The sequence below is a fragment of the Actinoplanes xinjiangensis genome, assembly GCF_003148685.1.
GTDB lineage: Bacteria > Actinomycetota > Actinomycetes > Mycobacteriales > Micromonosporaceae > Actinoplanes > Actinoplanes xinjiangensis.
On the sequence record NZ_QGGR01000005.1, the window covers coordinates 447,620 to 469,044 of the forward strand.

The following is a 21,425-nucleotide window of genomic DNA, read 5'->3' on the forward strand; positions in this document are numbered from 1 at the left end:
CTCAGTCTGCCGCCGCGTTGAAGGCCTTGATCCGCTCGGGAAGGTCGGTCAGCGTGTCGATTCGCATCGTGGTCTCCAGTTCCACGCGGGGATCACCCTGGTGGATGTAGGCCCACGGCCCCCGCCGGATCAGCGCCGTCCGGAAGCCGGCGGCCGCGGCGGGCAGCACGTCGTTCTCCAGGCGGTCGCCCACGTAGAGGGTCTCCTTCGCATCGAACGGCACCCGCGACGCGACGGCGTGGAAGAACGCGATGTCCGGTTTCGACACGCCCCAGTCGTCGGACGTCCCGATCAGATCGATGGGCAGGTTCAGGGCCCGCAGATCACCGCCGGCGCGTACCGGCTGGTTGCCGGCGATCCCGACCCAGAGCCCGGCCGCCCGCAGAGCGGTCAGCGCCGGCCGCGCGTCCGGGTAGAGGTCGTCCTCCCCGAATCCCTCGGCCTGCCCCGCCGCCGTCCGTCTCGCCCGCTCCGCGGCCAGGTCGAACCCCGGCCGCAGCAGCTCGAACGTCTGCCGATGATCGAGCCCGGCGGCGATCACCGACCCGAACACCGCCGAGAAGGTGTGCCGCGGGACCCCGATCCAGTCGGCCCACTCCCCGAAGATCCGGGTCTCGTCCACCAGGCACTCGCCGACATCGAAGACCACCGCTCGGATCATGCCGTCAGCTTAGGCGGACGGTGCCGGGCGGCCGGGACGCGCCGTGGCGGTCAGGCGGGTTTGAGTTCGACGGGGATGCCGTTCAGGACGCTGTTGCCGGAGAGCGGGTCGATGACCAGCTCGTCGGTGAGGATGTTGGAGTTGACACCGGGGGCGGTGGCGGCGACGGACAGGCGGGTTCCGGGGGCGTCGTGTCCCCAGCCGTGCGGGAGGCTGACGACGCCCGGCATGACGCGATCGGTGATCTCCACGCGGACGGTGACGGTTCCGGCCCGCGAGGTGACCTGGGCGGGTTCGCCGTCGGTGAGCGACAGGCGGTCGGCGTCGGCGGGGCTGACCTGGAGGGTGCAGCGGTCGCGGCCCTTGATCAGGGCGGGCACGTTGTGCATCCAGCTGTTGTTCGACCGCAGGTGACGGCGGCCCACGAGGACCAGGTCGTCGTGGCGGCGGGTGAGGGCGGCGCGCAGGCGGGCCGTCTCCAAGACGAGTGGGGGCACGACGAGTTCCACCGTTCCGGACGGGGTGCGCAGCACCGACGGGATGCGCGGGCGCAGCGGGCCGAGGTCGATGCCGTGCGGGTTGTCGATGAGCTTGCGCAGGTTGAGCCCGTCCGGGTCGGCGCCGAAACGGTCGCCGTAGGCGCCCGACCGCAACGCCACGTCGAGGAGCCGCTCGGCGGGGTGGTCGCCGGTGACCCGGTCGTGCAGCTCGGCGGGGACCTTCTGGAGAGCCTGCTGGAGCAGCAGGTCGTGCAGCGGAGCGGCGTCGGTGTCGGGTTGCCCGGAGATCATCAGGGTGAGGCGGGCGAGGATGTCGCATTCATCGGGTACGGACTCCTCCGGCGGCAGGACCGGCGGGGAGTACGCCGCGAAGTTGCGCACCGCCAGGGCCAGGAACGAGAAGTCGTAGTGGCCCTTGCGGGCGGCGTCGGTCGGCGGCAGCACCACGTCGGCGTGCCGGGTGGTCTCGTTCAGGTACGGGTCGACGCTGACCATGAAGTCCAGTCCGGCCACGGCACGGTCCAGGCGGCCACTGTTCGGCGTGGACAGGACCGGGTTGCCGGCGATCGTGATCAGGGCGCGGACCTGCTCCTCCCCGGGCGTCTCGATCTCGTCGGCGAGGGTGGCGACGGGCAGTTCACCCTTGACCTCGGGCAGGTGGCGGACCCGGCTGTGCCACCGGCCGGTACGGAAGCCCCGGCCACGTTTCGCCTCGTCGGTGAGGTGCGGGGCGAGCGGGAACATCACGCCGCCCGGCCGGTCGAGATTGCCGGTCAGGATGTTGACCACGTCGACGAGCCAGCTGGTGATGGTGCCGAACTCGACGGTGCACGTGCCGATCCGGCCGTAGACGGCGGCGGCCGGAGCGGCGGCCAGCTCCCGGGCGAGACCGCGGATCCGGTCGGCGGGGACACCGCAGGCGTCGGCGACGAGTTCCGGCGCGAAGTCGGCGGCCAGGTCCCGTACCGACGACACCCCGGACACCTGTCCCGCGATGTCGCCCAGATCGACCAGGTCCTCACCGAACAGCGTGTGCACGATGCCGAACAGCAGGAACGCGTCGGTGCCGGGCCGGATGAACAGATGCTCGTCGGCGTGGGAGGCGGTCACCGTACGGCGCGGGTCGACGACCACGAAACGGCCACCGCGCGCCTGTAGCGCCTTGAGCCGGCCGGGGAAGTCCGCGGCGGTGGCGAGGCTGCCGTTCGACTCCCACGGGTTGGCGCCGAGGATCAGCATGAAGTCGGTACGGTCCACGTCGGGCACCGGAATGATCAGCGGATTGCCGAACAGGTAACCGCACGAGACGTGTTTCGGCATCTGGTCGACGGTGCTCGCCGAGTAGACGTTGCGGCTGCCGAGCGCGCGGAGCAGCGGGGAGATGTAGAGCCCGCCCGACATGGTGTGCGTGTTCGGGTTGCCGAGGTAGATCGCGAGGGCGTGTGGCCCGTACCTCTCGAGGACCGGGCGCAGACCGGCCCGGACCGCGTCGAAGGCCTCGTCCCAGGAGGCCTCGCGGCCGTCGACCAGCGGCTGCCGCAACCGGTCCGGATCGTGGGTGAGCTGCCCGAACATCGCACCCTTGGGGCAGATGAAGCCGTGGCTGAAGACGTGCTCGCGGTCGCCGCGGGCGCCGGTCACCCGGTCACCGTCGACGGTCAACTCGAGACCGCAGGCGGCCTCACAGAACGGGCATGTTCGGTACGCGGTCCGCACGGCAGCCTCCCGACGCTGGGTTACTCGCCAGTATCCTGCCATGCGTCGTGAAAGAACACCTCCACTGCCGGACATGAGACAGGGTGGACCTCGTGAACGTCGATTCGCGCCGGGCGCGGTTCGAGACCCTGGCACCGGCGGTGATCGACGCCGTCCGGCGCTATCTGGCACGGCGTACCGACCCGGCGACCGCCGACGACGTGCTCTCCGAGACGCTGCTGATCTGCTGGCGCCGCCTCGACGAGATGCCGGCGGAGCACCTGCCGTGGGCGTACGGGGTGGCCCGTCTCTGCCTGGCCAACGCCGAACGCGGACAGCGCCGCCAGTTCCGCCTGCTGGCCCGGATCTCCCGGCTCGACCCGCCGCCGCAGACCGTGGACGGCCCGGCGCCGGCCGACGACGACCTGGCCGCGGCACTGTGCCGGCTGCGGCCGGAGGAGGCCGAGATCCTGCGGCTGTGGGCGTGGGAGGACCTGGCGCCGGCCGGGATCGCCGTGGTTCTCGGGATCAGCGCGAACGCGGCGTCGATCCGGCTGCACCGGGCGAAGGAGAAACTGCGAAAGACCATGACCGCTTCCGGACATGAAGAGTCGACAGAGGGGAGCCGGCCGTGACCGACGACGACGATCTGCGTGCCCGACTGCGGCGTGCCGACCCGGCCGCGTCGCTGGAGCCGGCGTCCCCCGCCCAGGTCGCGCATCTTGTGGAGGAAGCCATGTCCAGCAGCACGAAGAAGTGGGCGCTGCCCGTCGCCGCGGCCCTGGTGCTGATCGCCGGTGGAGCCGCGTGGGCGGTGACCAGGCCTTCCGCGCCGGAGCCGACACCGGCGGTCGCGGTCTCCTCGCTGCCGGCCAGGGTCGTCGAACTCACCACCACCGGGGTCCAGGCGAAGTGCCGGGAACCGCAGCCCGAGCAGCTCGCCTCCTCCGCCGACTTCGCTTTCGAGGGCACCGTGCTGATGATCGACAACGGCCGGGTCACCCTGACGGTGTCGCGCGTCTACCGCGGGGAGGCGGCCGACGAGGTGGCCGTCGCCCAGGCGGGGGACAGCTCCGAGACCATGCTCGGCAGCGGAAAGTTCGAGAAAGGCAGGAACTACCTGGTGTCCTCGGCCGACGGCAGCGTCCTGATCTGCGGATACAGCGGCGAGGCCGACGCGATCGGTTTGCGGGACCTTTACGAAGCGGCTTTCTGAACCGGCTCCTCGACGACCGGGTGACGCAGGCCCGGGTGGTCCGCCGGCAGATTACGGCGGATCACCCACCAGCTCACCGCCAGGCATCCGGCGACCAGCGGACCGGACAGCACGACCCGGGCGGTGCCCAGGGCGGCCAGCTGTCCGGCCTGGTAGAGCGGCAGGAACACGGCCACCCGGATCACATACTGCACGACCCACACCCAGCTGCCCCGCGAATACGCCCGCAGCAGCGCGGGGTCACGCCGCCACCGGGTCCGCTGCCCCAGCACCGTGCCGACGACGATGCCGAGCAGCGGCCACCGGACGACGATGCTGATGATCCAGGCGAGGGCACTGGCCGCGTTGCTGAGCAGCTGCAACAGGAAGAAATTCTCCGCCTTGCCGGTGTACAGGGCGATCAGGGCGGCCACGCAGACCACGAACAGGCCGATCAGTACGGCCCGCGGTTTATCCCCTTTACGTAGTCGCCAGACGGACAGCCCGATCGCGACGATCACGGCGGCACCGGCCCCGGCCCAGATCGACTCACCGAAGGCCAGCCAGCCGGCCACGAACCCGACAGCGGGCAGCGACGCGTCCACCGCGGCCCGCCGCCCGTTCAGCAACTCCGCCAGCGATTCCGGCTGCGCCATGTCCACCCGCCCCTTATGAGGTTAGGGCAGCCTAACCCGCGCTCCCGCCACCGTCGACGTCAGGTGCCCTCCTGTCCGGCCCGACTAGAGCCGGGCCGCCTCCGCCTCGATCGTCGTGTCGTCGCCGTGGCCGGTGTGCACCACGGTCGACGGCGGCAGCGCGAACAACCGCTTACGGATCGAGTCGACGATCAGATCGCCGTCCGAGTAGGACCGGCCGGTCGCACCCGGCCCGCCGTTGAACAGGGTGTCGCCGGTGAAGACCGCACCCAGCTCCGCCGAGTACAGGCAGACGGCGCCCGGCGCGTGACCCGGCGTGTGCAGCACCTCCAGGACCGAACCGCCGACCTCGATGCGGGCACCGTCGGCCAGATCGATGTTCCACCACACGCCCGAGCCGTGGGTCAGCTCCCACAGCGGCCACTCCGCCGGGTGCAGCAGGATCGGCGCGCCGGTCCGGTCCCGCAGCGCAGGGGCGACCCGGACGTGGTCGTCGTGGGCGTGGGTGCAGACGATCGCCACCAGCCGGCGCCCGCCCACCACCGCGAGGATCGCGTCCGCGTCGTGCGGAGCGTCGATCACCACACATTCCTCGTCGTCGCCGACCACCCAGATGTTGTTGTCGACGTCGAAGGTCTGACCGTCCAGGCTGAAGGTGCCGGAGACGACACCATGATCCACACGCAGCATTCTCCGATTGTCCGCTAAGCACTTCGAGAAGCGGGAGCGTTACAGGGGCATGGCAGCGAACCGTTTCCAACCTGGCATCGAATCCGATGGCGGGAGGTTGCCGGCATCCGAACTCCGGACCGGGCCGCACCACGGTGAGAACAGTTCGTTCGAGGAGTTCGTCGCGGCACGGCTGGGCGCGCTGCTGCGCTACGCGACCGTGCTGACCTGCGACCCGCATCAGGCCGACGACATCGTCGGCGAGGTGATGGTCCGGGTCTCCGCACGGTGGCGGCGGATCGCCGTGATGGACCAACCCGAGGCGTACGTCAAACGCATGGTCCTCAACGAGTTCCTGTCCCTGCGCCGCCGGTGGGGGCGGGTCGTCCCGATGTCGCACGAACAGCTGGACACCCGGGCCGGCGCCGTCGACCCGCTCACCGAACGGCAGGAACGCGACGAGCTGATCCGCCGGGTCGGTGCGCTGCCGGCCCGCCAGCGCGCGGTGATCGTGCTGCGCTACTTCGAGGGCCACACGTTCGACGAGATCGCCGAACTGATGGGAAGCCGGGCGTCGACCGTACGGGCACAGGCGTCGACCGCCCTGGCCAAGCTCCGACTGGAGGTCACCGTCCGATGAGAGACGAAGAGAAGCTGCGCGACGCGCTGTCCACGATCGCCGGCCGGGCACCCGACCCGGGGCCGGTGGCGGCCGGGATCACGGCGCGGACCCGGGCCCACCGGCAGCGCCGGGGACTGCTGGTGGCGTCCGCGGCCGCGGTCAGCGGAGTGGGCGTGGCGGTGGCGGCCTGGCCGCGTACCCCCGCGCCGGTTCCCGCCCCGCAACCCGGCGTCCCGGCCGTCAGCGGTCCGCCGGCCGGCACCCGCGCCCCGATCGGCTACCGGCCGGCCTGGTTGCCCGCCGGATTCGCCGAGGTCAGCCGGATCGGCTCGGTGCCCGGCAGCGGCCCGGTGTCGCAGACCCGCTCCTGGCGGCGGGGCACCGGCCCGGACGACCAGATCCACCTGTTCCTGCTCCCCCGGTCGGCGTTCGACCCGGCCGGGTTCGACGCCGTCACCCTGGGCGGCCGCCGGGCGTGGGCGGCACCCGGCCCCGGCAAGGTCTGGGTCGAGGTGGACGACGGCCTGATGCTCAGCGTGTCGGTGGGCCGGTCGGACCGTACCGGGCAGGTGGCACGCCGGGTGGCGGCCTCGATCGAACCGGACCCGGGCGCGGTGGTGGCGGTGTCGCTGGCGTTCGGCTGGGTGCCGGACCGGTTCACCGGGACGGTGAGCGCCGGGCAGAGCGGCACGGCGGACCGCGCCGGCGAGATGCTCCGGCGCAACGGGAAGGACGGCGGGCGGGTCGCCGTCGAGGCGGAACTCGTCTGGGAGGTCTCCACGGCCAAGGGCGAACCGGTCACGCTGCGCGGCCTTCCCGGCGCGCTGTACCCGGGCGACCCGGACCGGGGCTGCCCCGACCTGCCCGCGGCCCACGTCACCTGCGGCGGGCTGCCGCCGTTCGCACGGGTCGAGGTGCAACCGGGCCGCCTGCTGCGGGTGACGATCGGACCGGGGTACGAGGTGGCCCGCGCCGAACTGACCCGGATCATCGAAGAGATCACCCTAGGCGCGGCGCCGGACACCTCCTGGCTGCCCCCGCGCTGATCAGTCGTCGTTCCGGACCCGCAGCCGGGGCGTTCCCCGGTCGCAGCCGGTCAGCTCGACCCTGACCCGGTCCCGTCCGCGGACCGACCGGAACTCACCCTCGTCGTCGTCCTGCTCGTGCACCTCGAACCCCTGGGCCGGCGACAGGGACAGGATCCGCCCGCACTCGGCGACCACGGTCCCGCCCGCCGTCGGGAAGGAACGGGCGGTGTTCCCCGCCGGCTGCGGGGACGGCTCCCCCGACGGGGTGGCCGAGGGTCCCACCGACGTCTGCGACGGTTCCGCGGACGTCTCCGCCAAGGCCCGCCGCACCTCGTCCTCACTGACCGGGGCACCCTGCCGCGACGTCAGCAGCCCCGACCCCACCAGGCCGATCCCGACCACACCGACCATCACCGCGAGGAACGCCGCGACGATCCAGCCGAGAGCGATGACCAGGGGTAGCCGGCCCAGCCGGTCGATGAGTCGCACCCGGCCACTATCCGTCGCCGGACACTAAGCCGGGCACCGGACACCGCTAAGGGAAGGTTAAGAACGGCCATTCCGTCGTGCCCGGCGGTTACCGTGCAGCCGTGGCGAGACTCCTGCTCATCGAGGACGACCCGGCGATCCGGACCACCCTGCTGCGTTCCCTGCGGGAGCGCGGGCACGCGGTGGCGGCGGCCGCCGCGGCCATGGAGGGGCTGCAGACCGCCCTCGCCGAGCGGCCCGACCTGATCGTGCTCGACCTGGGCCTGCCCGACCTCGACGGGCGGGAGCTGCTGCGCATGCTGCGCGCGGTCAGCCGCATCCCGGTGATCGTGGCGACCGCCCGCGACGAGGAGACCGAGATGGTCCGCCTCCTCGACGCCGGCGCCGACGACTACGTGGTGAAACCGTTCACCGCCGCCCAACTCGACGCGCGGGTCCGGGCGGTGCTGCGGCGCGGCTCCGGCGCCCCCGGGACCGCCCCGGTCCTGGAGGTGGGCGGTCTCCGCATCGACCAGTCGGCCCGCACCGTCACGCTGGACGGGGCGGGTGTCGAGCTGACCCCCCGCGAGTTCGATCTCCTGCATCATCTGGCGCTGCGGGCCGGGCAGGTGGTCACCAAACGGGAACTGCTCAGCGAGGTGTGGCAGGTGCCGTACGGCGGTGCGGACAAGACTGTCGACGTGCACCTGTCCTGGCTGCGCCGCAAACTCGGCGAGACCGCCCAGGAGCCGCGCTACCTGCACACCGTCCGCGGTGTCGGGGTCAAACTCAGCGGGCCGGCGTGAGAACCCGGCTGACGCTGCTGGTCGCGGCGACCACGGTGCTCGTGCTGCTGGCCTTCCTGGTGCCGCTGGCCGTGCTGGTCCGGCAGGTCGCCCAGGACCGGGCGCTGAGCCGGGCCGACGACGTGGTGCAGTCGATCGTCCCGCTGGCCGCCACCGGCGACACCACCGCGCTGCGGCTCACCGTCGAGGCGCAGACCGTCCCGGTCACCGTCTTCCTGCCGGACGGCGGCGTCCTCGGCACCCCGGCGGCACCCACCCCGGCGGTACACCTCGCCGCCGCCCGGCACGGCGCGCTGACCGTCACCACCGCCGCGGGCCAGGAACTGGTGGTACCCGTCGTCGGCGCCGGCGGTGCCACCGTCGTGATCCGCACCCTGGTCACCGACGCCGAACTCACCCGCGGCGTCACCCGCGCCTGGGCCACCCTCGCCGGTCTCGGCGTCACGCTCGTACTGCTCGGCCTGTTCGTCGCCGACCGCCTGGCCCGTACCATCACGCGCCCGATCAGCGAACTCTCCGCCGTCTCGCACCGGCTCGCCCGCGCCGAACTGACCGCCCGCGCCGACCCCTCCGGGCCCCCCGAGCTACGCGAGGTCGCCGGCGCCCTCAACCACCTGGCCGGCCGCATCCAGGACCTGCTCGCCGCCGAACGCGAACGTGTCGCCGACCTCTCACACCGCCTCCGCACCCCGTTGACCGCCCTGCGCCTGGAAGCCGAAGCCCTCCGCGACCCGGACGAGGCGGCCCGGGTCGCGGCCGCCGCCGACCAACTGGCCCGCGCGGTCACCGTCGTCATCGAACAGACCCGCCAGGCCGGCGCCCCCACTCCCACCGCCCCCGCCGGCTGCGACGCGACCACGGTGGTCGCGGCCCGCGTCGCCTTCTGGGCGGTCCTCGCCGAAGACACCGGCCGCCCCCTGCTCCAGCAACTGCCCCCGGGACCGGCGCCGGTCGCCGTCGCCGCCGACGACCTGGCGGCGGCCCTGGACGCCCTGCTCGGCAACGTGTTCGCCCACACCCCGGACGGCACGGCCCTCTCGGTGACCCTCACCGCCCATCCGGCCGGAGGCGCAACCCTGACCGTCGCCGACGACGGTCCCGGCTTCCCCGCCCCTGCGCCACCCCCTTCCTCCCCATCCCCTTCCGCGCCGTCCCCATCCCCTTCCGCGCCCTCCACCCCCTCGGCGCCGTCCGTTTCATCTGCTCCCTCGACGCTCGTCCCCTCATCGGCGCCCTCGGCGTCCTCCCGGCTCTCGGCGTCGTCCGCCTCGCTTACCGGAGGCGTCGCGCAGCGCGGCGCCTCCGGCGGCGGTTCGACCGGCCTGGGCTTGGACATCGCTCGCCAGGTGGCGAGCTCTTTCGAGATCAGTCCGCCGGGATCCGGCGGTGCGGTCGTCCGCCTGGAGCTTTCCGGTACGGAGAAACCGCCCAACTGACCGCCTGGACCGCGATCTGGTCGCACCCGCTGGAGTCGGTGCTGCCGCTCGAGCTGGTATTGGGTGCTGCCGGTCGACCTGGTAGCCGGTGCTGCCGACCGGGGTCGCCGATGACGCCGCTGAACTAACTCGAACTGCACAAAGCCGCAGGTAGGCGGGCACGGGCCCGTTCTCAACGGATTTCGTTCCTGCGTGTGGCGGGCCGGTGCGAGCGACGGCGAACTGCACCTGTGGCGTCTACCGCCCGCGGAGGGACGACCCGGCGCCGGTCTCAGCGGCACCGCCCGGGGGCGAATGGTCTGCGAGCGACGACCGGATCACACAAAACGCTTGTGTGGGCTGCTGTCGTCGCCATGACCCGGCTGAACGCACACGATCCCCGGATTGTGTGCGCCGGTGCGTGCCATGACGTATGGCCGAGCCCACGTTCAGCGATTGTGTTCGCTGACCAGCGTCGCCAACGGCCCCACCACTCGACCCTCGGGAGTTCGATCACCCCGGCCGAGATGGTCGGCGCTGCGGGAGCGGCAGCACGGCGGGAGGGTCATCACAGCGAGGGGGGACAACACGACGGGAAGGACGGAAGACTGGGGTACGCGGCTGGCATCACTGGCGCGGCGGCACGGCTCGCACGGTAGCGCCGCTCGCACGGCATCACCGCTGGCACGCGGGCATGGCGGGCACTGCGGGACCGCTTGCACGGGCGGCCCCGGTGGCACGGCCGGCACCGCGCACGGCAAGTACTGCTGGCACGGCAGACAGAGATTGTTCGTTAGCCACCGAATCGCCGCCAGGCCCGGACGGGCTGTTGCCGGGAGGCCCGCAACCAGCGAACCCGGCCTCGCGAGAGCGGAGCCGGATCAGTCCAGCCGGTTAACGGGAATCAGTCGTCGTCGCCCCCGCGGCGGCCGCCATTGTCATCGCCGCCGCGGCCGCGGTCGTCGCTACTGTGGCCACGGTCGTTGCGGTCGTGGGAGCCGTCGGTGCGGTGGCGGGTCACCTGGCCGGTGGCGGCGTCGACGTCGATGTCGTGCTCGACGCCGTTGACGATCACGTCGACGTCCCAGACGAGGCGCCCGTGCTCGGTCTCCCGTTCGATCGACGCGACCCGCCCGCCGCCGGCGGCCCGGACCGCGATCGCCGTCGCCTGCTCCGCCGTGACAGCCATCGCGCCTCCCGATGCCGAGGACGGACCCGGGCTCATCGAGTCGTCAGAACTCGACGGCGACGGGCCGACCGACGAGGACGAGTCGTCAGCCGAGGAAGGCGACGAGGAAGGCGACGAGGAAGGCGACGAGGACAGAGACGCCGAGGGCGAGAGGGAAGGCGACGACGACAAAGACGACGAGGGGCTCGGGTGGGACCGGCTCACGGAGGCCGCCGCCGGGCCGTTGTCGTCGGAACCGCCGTCAGCGAGTGCCGCACCACCGAATCCCAGCGCCGCCAGCAGTCCGGCCGTCAGCATCACCGCGGCGATGTTCTTCTTGACCTTCATCGTTCTCCCCCTCGGGTGGTTTCTCTCGTCCGGCGTTCCGGACAGGGAGAACCATCGCGGAAAGATCACTATGGGCACGCTGTGCGAACGTTAAGGCCCCGCTAACGCGACCGCAGGTGGGCGAGGATCCACGCGGCCGGCGCCAGCAACCCGGCCGACACGAGCAGGGCGACGGGAATCGACGTACGCCCGGCCAGCGCACCCAGGAGCGGGATCACGGCCGACACGCTAGTCCGGCTACTCTCCCCGTACCCATGAATATTTCTCTTCCGCGTGTGTCCTGTGCCGTGCTGCTGCTGGCCGGCGGGTGTGCCGCACCAGGCACGGTGCCCGAGCCGGAGACCGGGCGGTCCACACCGGCCCGGCCGGCGCCGTCGGTGTCCGTGACCCGCAGTCCCGATCCGGTGCCCCGGTGCATCGACGGGCTGGAGATCTCCGTCGGTGAGGGGGACGCCGCGTCGGGGCTGCGCGTCGTGGGTCTTCAGCTGCGCAACTGCGGCGGGAAGCCGTACCGGATCAAGGGTTATCCGGAATTGAGCATCCTCGATGAGGATCGGAAGCCGCTCGACGTGCGCGTCCTGCGCGGTATCGGCGAGGTCACCGCGCTCCCGCCGTGGGAGGTGCAGCCGAAACAGGAGACGCTGGCTCCCGGCGAATCGGTCAGGGCCCTGCTGGCGTGGCGCAATCTGACGACCGACGCGGAGACGGTGGCGGTCGGTGAGTTCGTGAGCGTCGCCGCGGGCGCGGGGCAGTCACGGCACCTTCTCGCCCTGCACATCGACGCCGGCAACACCGGCAAGGTAGCGATCAGCCCGTGGATCAGCGGCACCTGAGGAGAGGGCACCGAACGTGGGCAGTCATGCCGAACTGGGCGATACCGTCCAGCCGGCCGAGGAGGAACAGCACAGTGACCTGACGCCGGGTGAGGTCCGGCTGCGGCGGCTCCTGGCCGTCGGTGGCGTCGTCGCCCTGGTCGTCGGGCTGCTCGTGTTCGTCCCCCGGCTCCTGCGCACCGGTCCGCCGCCACACTGGGAGCCGCCGGGCTGGGCGGCGACGGTGTTCCCGTTTCAGCCGTCGTGGCTGCCGGACGGATCGCATGAGCCGGAGGTCTTCCGCGGCGGCCCGGCGGTGACGGTGCAGTACTGGTACGGCGGCCGGCGCACACTCAGCGCGCAGGTGACCGCCCAGCGTCCGGAGTGGGATGCGGACCGCACCGAGGAGCACCCGTCCGACATCGGTGGCAGACCGGCGACGGTGCGGACCGCGCCGGACTTCGTGGGGGTGCTCTGGCAGCTCGCCGACGGCCGCTGGCTCAAGGCCGACGGCACCGGCACGTGGACCGAGGACGAGGTCCTACGGTTCGCCCGCGGACTCGGGCCAGGCGCCGTGCCGTCCTCGCCGCCGTTCACGTTCGCCGAGGTGCCGCCCGGTCTCACCCTGCAGCAGCAGAGCCCCTGGAGCATGTGCCTGGCGTCTCCGGAGGCCGCAGCCGAGGTGGTCGGGCCCACCGGGATCTGCGTCGAGCTGCCCCGGTCGGTGGGGCGGATCCAGCCGCTTCCGGATCCGGAGACGGTCACCGTCGCCGGCCGGACCGCGCGCTACCAGGAGAGCCGGGCCGGTGGCGAGATGCAGGTCGACCTCGGCGACGGCCGGACGCTGCTCGTTCAGTGGGACGAGTCCATCCGCATGGATCGGGACGAGGTGATCCGCTTCACTGCGGCGACGAATCCCGCCGGGAGGTAAGCGGATCCGGCTCGCCGCGGCGTCCTATGTGCGACGGAGGGAACCGACGGCGGGAGACGCAGTTGCACAGCGGTTTCGAGGATTATGTGCGGGCCCGGGGGGACGCGCTACGGCGGTTCGCCTACCTCATCTGCGGCGACCGGCACCTCGGCGAGGACCTTGTGCAGGAGGTGCTGGTCAAGGCCTATCGCCGGTGGCCACGGATCGAGGCCGACCAACCCGACCGCTACATCCGTACGGCACTGGTCCGCTCGCATGTGTCCTGGCTGCGCCTGCGGTCCAACGGGGAGCGCCCCGGAGCCGTGCCGGACGAGCCCGCCTCCGGTGACTTCGCCGAGGGGCAGGCGCTGCGCGACGAGCTGTGGACCAGGCTCGGCGGGCTCACCCGGGCCCAGCGGGCGGTCATGGTGCTGCGCTACTACGAGGATCTCGACGACCGGCAGATCGGCGACGTGCTCCGGTGCTCGCCCAGCACGGTGCGGGTGCACGCCGCCCGCGCACTGGCCCGGCTGCGGGCCGACCTGACGACGGCCACGATCGAAGGGGCGAAGCCATGACCCTCGAGGAAGACCTGCGGGTCACTCTGCACGACCGGGCCGCCGCGGCGAGGCCGCCGGCCGACGATCTCCTGACGGAGGTGACCCTCGGAGTCCGTCGTGACGTGCGCCGCCGGCGGCTGGTGGCCGGCGGGGCGGCCGTCGCGGTCGTGGCCGCGGCTCTGGCCGTGCCGCTGCTGCGCCACGACGACGACCGGCCGCGACCGTTGCCGGCGGCGTCTCCCCCGCTCGCCGACGACTGGGACCGCGGCCCGTGGACGCCGTCCCCGTTCTTCTCGCTGCGACCAACCTGGGTGCCCGCCGACCTGGGGACCGGGCCGGAGGTGCTCCAGCTGGGATACAACGAGGTCCTGCAGTACGAGAAGGACGGCGACGTGCTCTCCGCCGAGACCGGTCCCCAGGAGCCGGGCTGGGGGGCCGAGACGACCGGCGAGCACACCGCGGACGTGGGCGGGCAGACGGCGATCGTGCGTACCGCCGACGACTACGACGGCGCCGGGCCCGGTGACCGCTTCATCGCCGTCCGGTGGAAAGTGCCCCCCAGCGACCTGTGGGTGCAGGTCACCAGCTTCGGCGGCCATACCGAGGCGGAGGTGCTGCGGTTCGCCCGCGGGCTCGACGGCGGCACCGGCTCGGTCGCGGGGACCAGTCCGGCCCCGTTCACGTTCAGCGTCTGGCCACCGCGGATGACCACCCAGCATCAGAGCCCCACCCAGGTCTGCCTGGTCGGTCAGGAGCAGCAGCTGCAACGGCAGCCCGAGGGGTTGTGCGTCCTGGTGACGGAGGAACCGTTCGCCCCCGGCACGGACGGTGAGCGGCTGACGCTGGCCGGCCGCGACGCGGAGCTGCACCTCGACGCCGGTTCGCTGACCGTCGACCTGGGCGCCGGCCGGCTGCTCTCCGTCACGTGGGACCCGGAGACGATCCCCCTGAGCCGCAACGACGTCCTCCGTTTCGCGGGCGGGATCACCTACCACGGGTGAATCGCCGGATGGGACCATGAGCGGGTGGATCTTCGTGTCGAGCCCTGGCAGCGGCCCGCTCATCACCCCTCCGGCCGGGAGGCGGCCGTGCTCCTGGTCGTCTTCGCCGCCGATGAGGTGCTGACCGGGCTGGACCTCACCGGCGTGGTTCCGGCGACGGCTCCGGTGGACGCGCTCGACGTGCGCCTGCACCGGCATGCGGAGAACCCGGAGTGGGTCGACGGATTCCGCAGTGGGCCGTTGCGGAGCCTGGCCGAGCGGGAGCTCCGTGATCTGCGGCTGCTCGACGAGGCGACCTGCTGCTACTCGATCCAGGTCCGGGTGCCGGACCCGGCCGACCTGGCCCACCTGCAGCTGGCCTGGGCGGTCGCCGCGGCGGCGTCACGGGCCGGGGCGACCGCGGTGCTCGACGTGTTCGCCCACGACTGGTCACTCGCCGCGTCGATCGCCGGGCTGGACCCGCACCGGCCGTTCACGGTGCTGCGGGAGATCAGCGTGGTCGCCGAGAGCGAGGAGTCGCCCGGGTTCGGGCATGCGGTGCACACCCGTGGGATGCTCAAGTTCGGCCGCCCGGACCTGGTCATGGGAGTTCCCGGGGACCGGATCGGCGAGGCCGCCGAGATCCTCAACCAGCTGGCCCGGATGCTCGCCGACGGTCACGACCTCAAGCCGGGCCAGCAGCTCCGCATCGACGGCGAGCGGACCTTGACGGTCGTCCCCTACGCACCCGACGACCGCATCCCCGACGTCCGGCTGATCGGCGACGGCCTGCTGATCACCTCCTGATCACCCGCCTCGCGCAGCGTTCCGGCGGTTGCCTGCCGGGTCAGGAGCGGCTCCACAGGGCGACGTCGCTGCCCACCGCGACGGCGAGAGTCCTGCCGGACGGGGAGAAACCGGCGGCCCGCAACGGCATGTACCGGGAATGGAAGATGTGCCACCAGGTCACCCCGTGGTCGCCGGCCCAGGGGCTGTGCCACGGCGCGGACAGCAGGACCCGGTGGTGCGGCCAGTCCGGGCCGACCACTTCCACGCCCCATCCGTCCGCCGACACGGTGTGCAGGCCACCGCCGTACAGGCCGGCCATGCGCACCCGGGTTCCGGCGAGCGGGCCGATCCCCGGACAGGTCAGGTCGCCGTCCGGGTGGCCCCGCTCCTGGTCGTAGTCCCGGGCGAGCCGTTCACCGCTCGCGCCCAGCAGGCCGAGCCCCGTGCCCGACGCCACCAGCAGCAGGTCACGCCCACTGTCCGGATCCGTCCCGAACCCGACGCCGACCAGCCCGCCGACGGCCACCACGACACGATCGCCCCACGGTTCCGGCGCCCTCATCTCGGGCGCCGCCAGAAAGCGGGCGCGCATTCCGTCCACGGGCGGCCCGGGTTCATCAGCCATCGCGGCAGTCTGCCGTATCCCGCGAGCCGGCCGGCCCTCCGGGACCGGCATTCGCCACGCGCTCCCCACCCCGTCCACCCTAGGGGGCCGACCACCGTCGAGTGGGCGACCTTGGACGGGTTCGCAGCACCCCCGGGTCCTCCGGCTGGTCACCACCGCTGTCTCCGGACGCTTGAGACAACGCTGACAGCCAGCCAGGCCCACCCGGCTGGTCACCACCGCTGTCACCAGACGCTTGAGACAACGGTGACAGCCAGCCAGACCCTCCCGGCTGGTCGTCACCGCTGTCTCCGGACGCTTGAGACAACGGTGACAGCCAGCCGGGGCCACGTGGCTGGTCGCCACCGCTGTCTCCGGGCGCCTGAGACAACGGTGACAGCCAGCCAGGGCCACGCGGCTGGTCGTCACCGCTGTCTCCGGGCGCTTGAGAGAGCGGTGAGAGCCAGCCGGAGGAGGGCGGGCGGGCGGTGCGCGCGTCGGGGTTCGGGACGGGCAGGGGGTGGTGGGGGTCGGATTCGGCCCGGCGGGCGCGGAGCGGCCGGGAGGGGACGTCCGCGTCGCGGGGGAGCCACGGGACGGGGTGGATCGTGGGGGCGGTTCTAGACGTACGAATGCGGCGGTTTTATCCAACGATGCAGCAGGAAGGCGGCCAGGAGACCGGAACCACCGACGGCGACCGCCGCCGCCGAGAGGGTCGCCGCCGCGGTGATGGCGCCGATCAGGAGGGGCCCGCCGCCCTGGCCGATGTCGGAGCAGAGGCGCCAGGCACCGAGGAACTCGGCGCGGCCGGACGACGGTGACGCGTCGGCGCCGAGGGTCATGACGAGGCCGGCGCTGAGTCCGTTTCCCAGTCCCATCAGCAGCGCGATCAGGGTCAGGCCGGTCACGCCGCCGGCCAGCGGCAGGAGGATGTGGGCGGTGCCGAGCAGGGTCATCGCGGGGACGGCGGCGGCGCGGCGGCCGTAGCGGTCCATGAGTTTGCCGGCGGGGTAGAACAGCAGCATGTCGATGCCGCCGGAGACTCCGTAGATCAGGCCGATGGTGGCCGGGGACAGGCCCAGGGAGACGCCCCACAGCGGCAGGATGGTCTGGCGGGAGGCGCGCAGGGCACCGACCAGCAGGACGCCGGACCCCAGGGTGCGGAGGGTGTGCCGGTGGGTGCGGATGACCGTCCAGAGGCCGGGGCGTTCGGTGCCGGGCGGGACGGCGCGGTCGTGCGGGACCGGCGGCAGGAGGACGAGTACGGCGGTGGCGAGGCTGACGCCGGCGATCGCGACCAGGTAGGCGCCGTCGAGGCCGGACACGTGCATGGCGGCGGCTCCGAGGAACGGGCCGCTGAACGTGCCGATCCGGCCCACACCGCCGAGGGTGGACATGGCCCGGGCGCGGAGTTCGGGGCGGACCGCCTCGGTGAGGTAGGCGTGCCGGGACAGCGCCCACGCCGAGCCGCACACGCCGAGGAGTGCGACGGCCAGCCCGAGGAGCAGGACGTTCGAGGCGGACATGCAGGCCAGGAGAGCGGGTACGGCCAGCGCGGACGCGGCGAGCATGGTGCGGCGTTCACCGATCCGGGAGATCAGCACGCCGGCCGGGAGGGAACCGCTGATCTGCCCGAGCCCGAGCAGGCCGGCGACCACGGCCGCGGTCGCGGGGGACGCGCCGAGGCCGAGGGCGGTGAGGACGATGACCGGGGCGACCGCGCCGATGCCGGTGGAGTAGACCGCGGACGGCAGGTAGACGGTGGGGCCGAGCTGGCGGAGCGTCTGGCCTCGGGTCTCGGTCACCCGCGAACGATAACGGGGGGCGCTCGGGCCCGGCGGGGGACCTCCGCCGGGCCCGAGCCGGGGGTTAGTCCAGCTGGCCGTCGTAGTCGGGAAGCTTGAAGGTGCGTTCGGCGTGGCCGCCGCCGAGGTCGGTGGCGCTGTTGCCGACGTTGGCGACGATGGTGTAGCCGCGCTTCTCGATGTCGATCCGGGCCTTGGTCTTGAGGGTCTGGTTGTCGGAGAAGTCGAAGGTGAGCCGGGTGTAGATGTCGGTCCACCGGTATCCGACGGCGCTCAGGTTGAGCTCGGTGGCGGCTTCGATGATCTCCGGGCGGGCGGTGACGAAGAAGACGGCCGCCCCGTCGGCGCGGGCCTGGCGGGCGAGCGCGAGGACGGCCGGGGTGGCGTCGTACGGCTTGTACTTGCTCTGCAGTGCGGTGTTGTCGATGTCGAGGACGATCGCCGCCCGGACACCGGAGGCGGGGAGCCGGTCGTCGAGGTAGCCGGCGGCCTGGTCGGTGACGGCTTGGACGTCGGCGAGCCAGGTGGCGCGGGACGGCAGGGCCGCGGCGTGTGCCGGGGTGGCGGCCACGCCGGTGGCCAGGGCGACGGCGACGGTGGTCACCAGGATGCGGAGGGAGAGGGTTCGCATGCGCCACATTATCGATGATCATAGATGAACGGGAACTGAATTCCGTTTTGTCTCGCTGCGAAGATGACGTTCATGGAGAAGATTCCCACGCTGTTCCAGCGCGACCCGAACGACCGCAAGCGCGTGCTGCCCGAGGCCAACCCCGTCTGCCGGTGGGTTCTCGACGGCGAGGGGATCGCCACCCGGAAATACGACGGCACCTGCGTGCTGCTCGACGACGACGGCGTCTGGTGGGCGCGGCGCGAGGTCCGGCCCGGGCGCACCCGCCCGCCCGGCTACCGGCCGGTGATGACCGACGAGAACACCGGCAAGACCGTCGGCTGGGAGCCGATCGCCCAGTCCAGCTATGCCCGCTACCACGCCGAGGCGGTCGCCGGGTCGCCGCGGGCGCGGCAGCCCGGCACCTACGAACTCATCGGGGAGAAGATCAACGGCAACCCCGAGGAGGTACGCGGACACGCGCTCGTCGCCCATGCCGAGGCGGAGCGGCTGGACGTCCCCCGCGACCTGGCCGGACTCCGTGCCTGGCTGCTGGCGCACCCGAAGTGGGAGGGCATCGTCTGGCACCACCCGGACGGCCGCCGGGCCAAGCTGAAGTACCGCGACTTCGTCCAGGCCTGACCCGCACCCGGCGCCCTAGCCGGCCGCCGGGGCCGGGCGGATCGCCAGGTAGGACAGCCACCCGACGCCGATGATGAACCCGAGGGTGATCAGCCGGTAGAGCACGACGACCGCGATCGCGATCTCGGCACCGATCCCGCCGGCCATCAGGCCGAGGATCAGAGCGCCGTCGATGATGCCGAGGCCGCCGGGAACGATGGTGATCGTCCCGGCGGCCATGCCCGCGCAGAAGGCGAGCAGCAGCTGCCCGGCGCTGATCGTGCCACCGCCGACGGCGATGCAGCACAGCCACAGACAGGCCGCGTCGAGCAGCCAGTTCAGCAGGGCGAAGGCGACCGCGGCGGCCCCGTGGCCGGGGGTCAGCCGGGCCACCCGCAACTGGTCGAGGAAGCCCTGGACCCGGTCCTGCCCGTGGTCGGCGGGGCGGCGCCGCAGCCGGTTGACGAGCATCAGCACCGGCCGGGTGACGGTGGTGAGGCCGTCCGGATGCCGGGCCAGCCGCCGCACGCCGATGGTGGCGAGCAGGGCGGCGACGGCCAGGGCGGCGAAGGTGCGCCAGTCGGGGGCGCCGTTCGCGGTGATCGCGCTGAACGCGGTGATGCCGGCGAGCGCGGCGGCGGACAGGATCCCGGAGAGGGCGATGCACCAGGAGGCGACCGCGGGCGAGGCGCCGAAACGGCGCATCTGACGGTAGTTGAGGGCGGTGGAGAACGCCGGGCCACCGGGCAGGGTGACACTGAGCGAGTGGGCGGCGTAGGCGAGCGCCACGTGCCGCCGCAGAGCGACCCGGACACCGGCGGAGCGCAGCAGGCGGCGTTGCATCCGTGCGTAGGCCTGCATGGCGGCGAGTTCGGCGAGGAGCGCGGCGGCCAGCCAGCCCGGGTGCGGCGTACGCAGATGGGCGACGGCGTCGGTGAGCGAGCGCCAGCCCAGGGCGAGTTCGGCGGCGAGGACGACGGCGACGACCACCCCGGCGACCCGGTACATCCGCCGAGGTGGCGCCTTTCCCGCGAGGGTGGTCATGGACGGTCCCGTACTCGGTAAACAGGTGTTGACTTAAAAACCGTACCGGCGTACGGCATACTCGGTCAACAGACGTTTACGTCACATCGGCACGGCGGATAAGCTGGCACAACAGAGTGGAGGGAGGGCTGTGGCAGCGAACGAGACAGCGACGTCACCGCGCCGGAGGGACGCCGGCAAGACCCGGCAGCTGCTGCTGGAGGCGGCTCTCCAGCGGTTCACGCGGGACGGCTATGCGGCCACCACGGTGCGCGACATCGCCGACGACGCGGGCGTCAACGTGGCGCTCATCTCGCGCTACTTCAAGTCCAAGGAGGGCCTCTTCGAAGCCTGCCTGACCAGCAGCGTCGACGAGATCAAGCGGACCACCGGCGACACCCCGCTGAGCCGCACCCCGGAGGCCATCGCCCGGCAGATCGCCGGCCCGTGCACCGAGGGCCTCCCCCACCACCTCGTGCTGCTGCTGCGCTCGTCCGGGGACGAGTCCGCCGACCGGATCCGGCTCGACCTGCTCCGGTCGTACGGTCAGCGGCTGGCCGTCGCCGCCGGCCGGTCCGCCGACGACGAGGACATCCTGCTGCGCGCCCAGATCGTGCTGGCCGCGGCCACCGGGATCGCGTTGATGCGGACCAAGTCGGGCCTGGAGCCGCTGGCCTCGGCCACCGCGGAGGACCTGGTGCCGCCGCTGCGCGACCTGATCGGCGCGCTGCTCCAGAAACCCTGATCGGATCAGCCGGTCCGGGCGTGATCAGGGCTTGCTGATCCAGACGTCGTCCACCGCCCCGTGGAACTGGTCGTTGTGGGCGTGGGCGCTCTTGCCGCCGAGGTTGAGCGACATGGCGTTGTCGACGCGCAGCGCCGCCGGGATCCGGGCACCGGCCCGCGGCACGCCGTCGACCAGGATGGTCAGCGTGTCCGGGCCACGCCGGCAGGCGATCGTGTGCCAGCCGCCGTCGGCCACCCCCACGTCGGCGACGACCACGTGGATGGCCCGGGAGCCCTCACCGACCAGCACACAACTGGGATGACCCCCGGCGCCGTCGATCTGGAGCTTGTACTGGCTGCCCTCGGCCGAGTAGCCCTTCTGGAGCACGTTCTGGCCGTCGGTGGTGTGCCGTGGGGACAGCCGTACCGTCGCGCCGAAGCTGAACGGGTCCCGTCCCGGGTTGAGCGCGGGCCGGCTCAGCACCCGCAGGATCAGCCGCGGGCACGGCTCCCGGCGGCACGGCGGCGGGAACTGGACGGCCTGCCCCGCCTCGTGCGGCACCATCCGGATCCGGGCGTCGTTGCCGGTGAACGGGGTGAGGTCGCTCCACGGCCGGGCACCCTCGAACCCGTACCAGGCGACCGTCACCGCCGGTGGCGCACCGGGCACCACCCGGGCCGACGGGGCCGGGCGGTCCGGCCGGCGCGCGAGTACGGCGACGGCGATCAACAGGGCGATCACCAGAGTCTGGCG

Annotated in this window: 25 protein-coding genes; 14 read left to right on the forward strand and 11 right to left on the reverse strand. The window is 72.4% G+C overall.

Annotated features, from left to right (window positions below; genetic code table 11):
• Position 1 precedes the first annotated feature (1 nt).
• Positions 2–661 carry an HAD family hydrolase gene (locus BC793_RS14310; RefSeq protein WP_109592968.1) on the reverse strand — a complete coding sequence of 220 codons (660 nt, stop codon included), beginning with the start codon at positions 659–661 and terminating at the stop codon, positions 2–4.
• Between the two features lie 50 nt (positions 662–711).
• Complete coding sequence (locus BC793_RS14315; RefSeq protein ID WP_239170004.1) at positions 712–2,877, reverse strand: molybdopterin oxidoreductase family protein; 2,166 nt, start codon at positions 2,875–2,877, stop codon at positions 712–714.
• A 92-nt stretch (positions 2,878–2,969) separates the two neighbouring features.
• Between BC793_RS14315 and BC793_RS14320 the strand changes: the two genes are divergently transcribed.
• The gene (locus BC793_RS14320) at positions 2,970–3,491 is read left to right on the forward strand and encodes an RNA polymerase sigma factor (protein WP_109593058.1); all 522 of its coding nucleotides are present in this window, start codon (positions 2,970–2,972) and stop codon (positions 3,489–3,491) included.
• Positions 3,488–4,072 (forward strand): hypothetical protein, encoded by a 585-nt coding sequence (locus BC793_RS14325; protein ID WP_109592970.1) that lies wholly within the window; start codon positions 3,488–3,490, stop codon positions 4,070–4,072. The genes BC793_RS14320 and BC793_RS14325 overlap by 4 nt, the downstream gene beginning before the upstream one ends.
• Here BC793_RS14325 and BC793_RS14330 read toward each other — a convergent pair.
• Complete coding sequence (locus BC793_RS14330; protein ID WP_109593059.1) at positions 4,054–4,707, reverse strand: DUF3159 domain-containing protein; 654 nt, start codon at positions 4,705–4,707, stop codon at positions 4,054–4,056. The genes BC793_RS14325 and BC793_RS14330 overlap by 19 nt on opposite strands.
• Before the next feature lie 84 nt (positions 4,708–4,791).
• Positions 4,792–5,397 (reverse strand): MBL fold metallo-hydrolase, encoded by a 606-nt coding sequence (locus tag BC793_RS14335; RefSeq protein WP_109592971.1) that lies wholly within the window; start codon positions 5,395–5,397, stop codon positions 4,792–4,794.
• A gap of 97 nt (positions 5,398–5,494) precedes the next feature.
• On the opposite strand from BC793_RS14335, the gene BC793_RS14340 reads away from it, so the two are divergent.
• Entirely contained in the window at positions 5,495–6,016 is a 522-nt protein-coding gene (locus tag BC793_RS14340; RefSeq protein ID WP_239170005.1) for a sigma-70 family RNA polymerase sigma factor, read from the forward strand.
• Positions 6,013–7,044, forward strand: a complete 1,032-nt coding sequence (locus tag BC793_RS14345; RefSeq protein WP_109592973.1) for a hypothetical protein — start codon at positions 6,013–6,015, stop codon at positions 7,042–7,044. The genes BC793_RS14340 and BC793_RS14345 overlap by 4 nt, the downstream gene beginning before the upstream one ends.
• Here BC793_RS14345 and BC793_RS14350 read toward each other — a convergent pair whose 3' ends face one another.
• On the reverse strand, positions 7,045–7,515 hold the full coding sequence (locus BC793_RS14350; protein ID WP_109592974.1) for a hypothetical protein: 471 nt from the start codon (positions 7,513–7,515) through the stop codon (positions 7,045–7,047).
• A gap of 101 nt (positions 7,516–7,616) precedes the next feature.
• On the opposite strand from BC793_RS14350, the gene BC793_RS14355 reads away from it, so the two are divergent.
• Both BC793_RS14355 and BC793_RS14360 read left to right on the forward strand, forming a co-directional pair.
• Positions 7,617–8,300 (forward strand): response regulator transcription factor, encoded by a 684-nt coding sequence (locus BC793_RS14355; protein WP_109592975.1) that lies wholly within the window; start codon positions 7,617–7,619, stop codon positions 8,298–8,300.
• Positions 8,297–9,736, forward strand: a complete 1,440-nt coding sequence (locus tag BC793_RS14360; RefSeq protein WP_109592976.1) for a sensor histidine kinase — start codon at positions 8,297–8,299, stop codon at positions 9,734–9,736. The genes BC793_RS14355 and BC793_RS14360 overlap by 4 nt, the downstream gene beginning before the upstream one ends.
• A gap of 883 nt (positions 9,737–10,619) precedes the next feature.
• Here the strand turns inward: BC793_RS14360 and BC793_RS49560 are convergent.
• Positions 10,620–10,904, reverse strand: coding sequence for a PepSY domain-containing protein (locus BC793_RS49560; RefSeq protein ID WP_158319251.1), 285 nt, complete (start codon positions 10,902–10,904; stop codon positions 10,620–10,622).
• Between BC793_RS49560 and BC793_RS49565 the strand changes: the two genes are divergently transcribed.
• The 6 genes from BC793_RS49565 to BC793_RS14390 all read left to right on the forward strand — a co-directional run bounded on the left by BC793_RS49565 (position 10,894) and on the right by BC793_RS14390 (position 15,300).
• Positions 10,894–11,325, forward strand: a complete 432-nt coding sequence (locus tag BC793_RS49565) for a hypothetical protein (RefSeq protein ID WP_158319252.1) — start codon at positions 10,894–10,896, stop codon at positions 11,323–11,325. The genes BC793_RS49560 and BC793_RS49565 overlap by 11 nt on opposite strands.
• 160 nt (positions 11,326–11,485) lie before the next feature.
• On the forward strand, positions 11,486–12,064 hold the full coding sequence (locus BC793_RS14370) for a DUF4232 domain-containing protein (protein WP_109592978.1): 579 nt from the start codon (positions 11,486–11,488) through the stop codon (positions 12,062–12,064).
• Between the two features lie 16 nt (positions 12,065–12,080).
• On the forward strand, positions 12,081–12,974 hold the full coding sequence (locus BC793_RS14375) for a hypothetical protein (RefSeq protein ID WP_109592979.1): 894 nt from the start codon (positions 12,081–12,083) through the stop codon (positions 12,972–12,974).
• Positions 12,975–13,036: 62 nt separating this feature from the next.
• A complete protein-coding gene (locus BC793_RS14380; protein WP_239170006.1) occupies positions 13,037–13,531 on the forward strand; it encodes a SigE family RNA polymerase sigma factor in 495 nt (164 codons plus the stop codon).
• Positions 13,528–14,514, forward strand: coding sequence for a hypothetical protein (locus BC793_RS14385; protein ID WP_109592981.1), 987 nt, complete (start codon positions 13,528–13,530; stop codon positions 14,512–14,514). The genes BC793_RS14380 and BC793_RS14385 overlap by 4 nt, the downstream gene beginning before the upstream one ends.
• Before the next feature lie 24 nt (positions 14,515–14,538).
• Complete coding sequence (locus tag BC793_RS14390) at positions 14,539–15,300, forward strand: hypothetical protein (protein WP_109592982.1); 762 nt, start codon at positions 14,539–14,541, stop codon at positions 15,298–15,300.
• A gap of 40 nt (positions 15,301–15,340) precedes the next feature.
• Here BC793_RS14390 and BC793_RS14395 read toward each other — a convergent pair whose 3' ends face one another.
• From BC793_RS14395 to BC793_RS14405, 3 genes are all read right to left on the reverse strand, one after another.
• A complete protein-coding gene (locus tag BC793_RS14395) occupies positions 15,341–15,907 on the reverse strand; it encodes a hypothetical protein (protein ID WP_239170007.1) in 567 nt (188 codons plus the stop codon).
• A gap of 599 nt (positions 15,908–16,506) precedes the next feature.
• Positions 16,507–17,691 (reverse strand): MFS transporter, encoded by a 1,185-nt coding sequence (locus BC793_RS14400; protein WP_109592984.1) that lies wholly within the window; start codon positions 17,689–17,691, stop codon positions 16,507–16,509.
• A 64-nt stretch (positions 17,692–17,755) separates the two neighbouring features.
• The gene (locus BC793_RS14405) at positions 17,756–18,322 is read right to left on the reverse strand and encodes an HAD family acid phosphatase (protein ID WP_239170008.1); all 567 of its coding nucleotides are present in this window, start codon (positions 18,320–18,322) and stop codon (positions 17,756–17,758) included.
• 72 nt (positions 18,323–18,394) lie between these two features.
• On the opposite strand from BC793_RS14405, the gene BC793_RS14410 reads away from it, so the two are divergent.
• A complete protein-coding gene (locus BC793_RS14410) occupies positions 18,395–18,943 on the forward strand; it encodes a hypothetical protein (protein WP_109593060.1) in 549 nt (182 codons plus the stop codon).
• Positions 18,944–18,958: 15 nt separating this feature from the next.
• Here BC793_RS14410 and BC793_RS14415 read toward each other — a convergent pair whose 3' ends face one another.
• Positions 18,959–19,966: a lysylphosphatidylglycerol synthase transmembrane domain-containing protein gene (locus tag BC793_RS14415; RefSeq protein WP_109592986.1), complete on the reverse strand. Its 1,008-nt coding sequence runs from the start codon at positions 19,964–19,966 to the stop codon at positions 18,959–18,961.
• Between the two features lie 130 nt (positions 19,967–20,096).
• On the opposite strand from BC793_RS14415, the gene BC793_RS14420 reads away from it, so the two are divergent.
• Positions 20,097–20,690 carry a TetR/AcrR family transcriptional regulator gene (locus tag BC793_RS14420; RefSeq protein WP_239170009.1) on the forward strand — a complete coding sequence of 198 codons (594 nt, stop codon included), beginning with the start codon at positions 20,097–20,099 and terminating at the stop codon, positions 20,688–20,690.
• 24 nt (positions 20,691–20,714) lie between these two features.
• On the opposite strand, the gene BC793_RS14425 is transcribed toward BC793_RS14420, so the two are convergent.
• Positions 20,715–21,413: a LamG-like jellyroll fold domain-containing protein gene (locus BC793_RS14425; RefSeq protein ID WP_109592987.1), complete on the reverse strand. Its 699-nt coding sequence runs from the start codon at positions 21,411–21,413 to the stop codon at positions 20,715–20,717.
• Between the last annotated feature and the right edge of the window lie 12 nt (positions 21,414–21,425).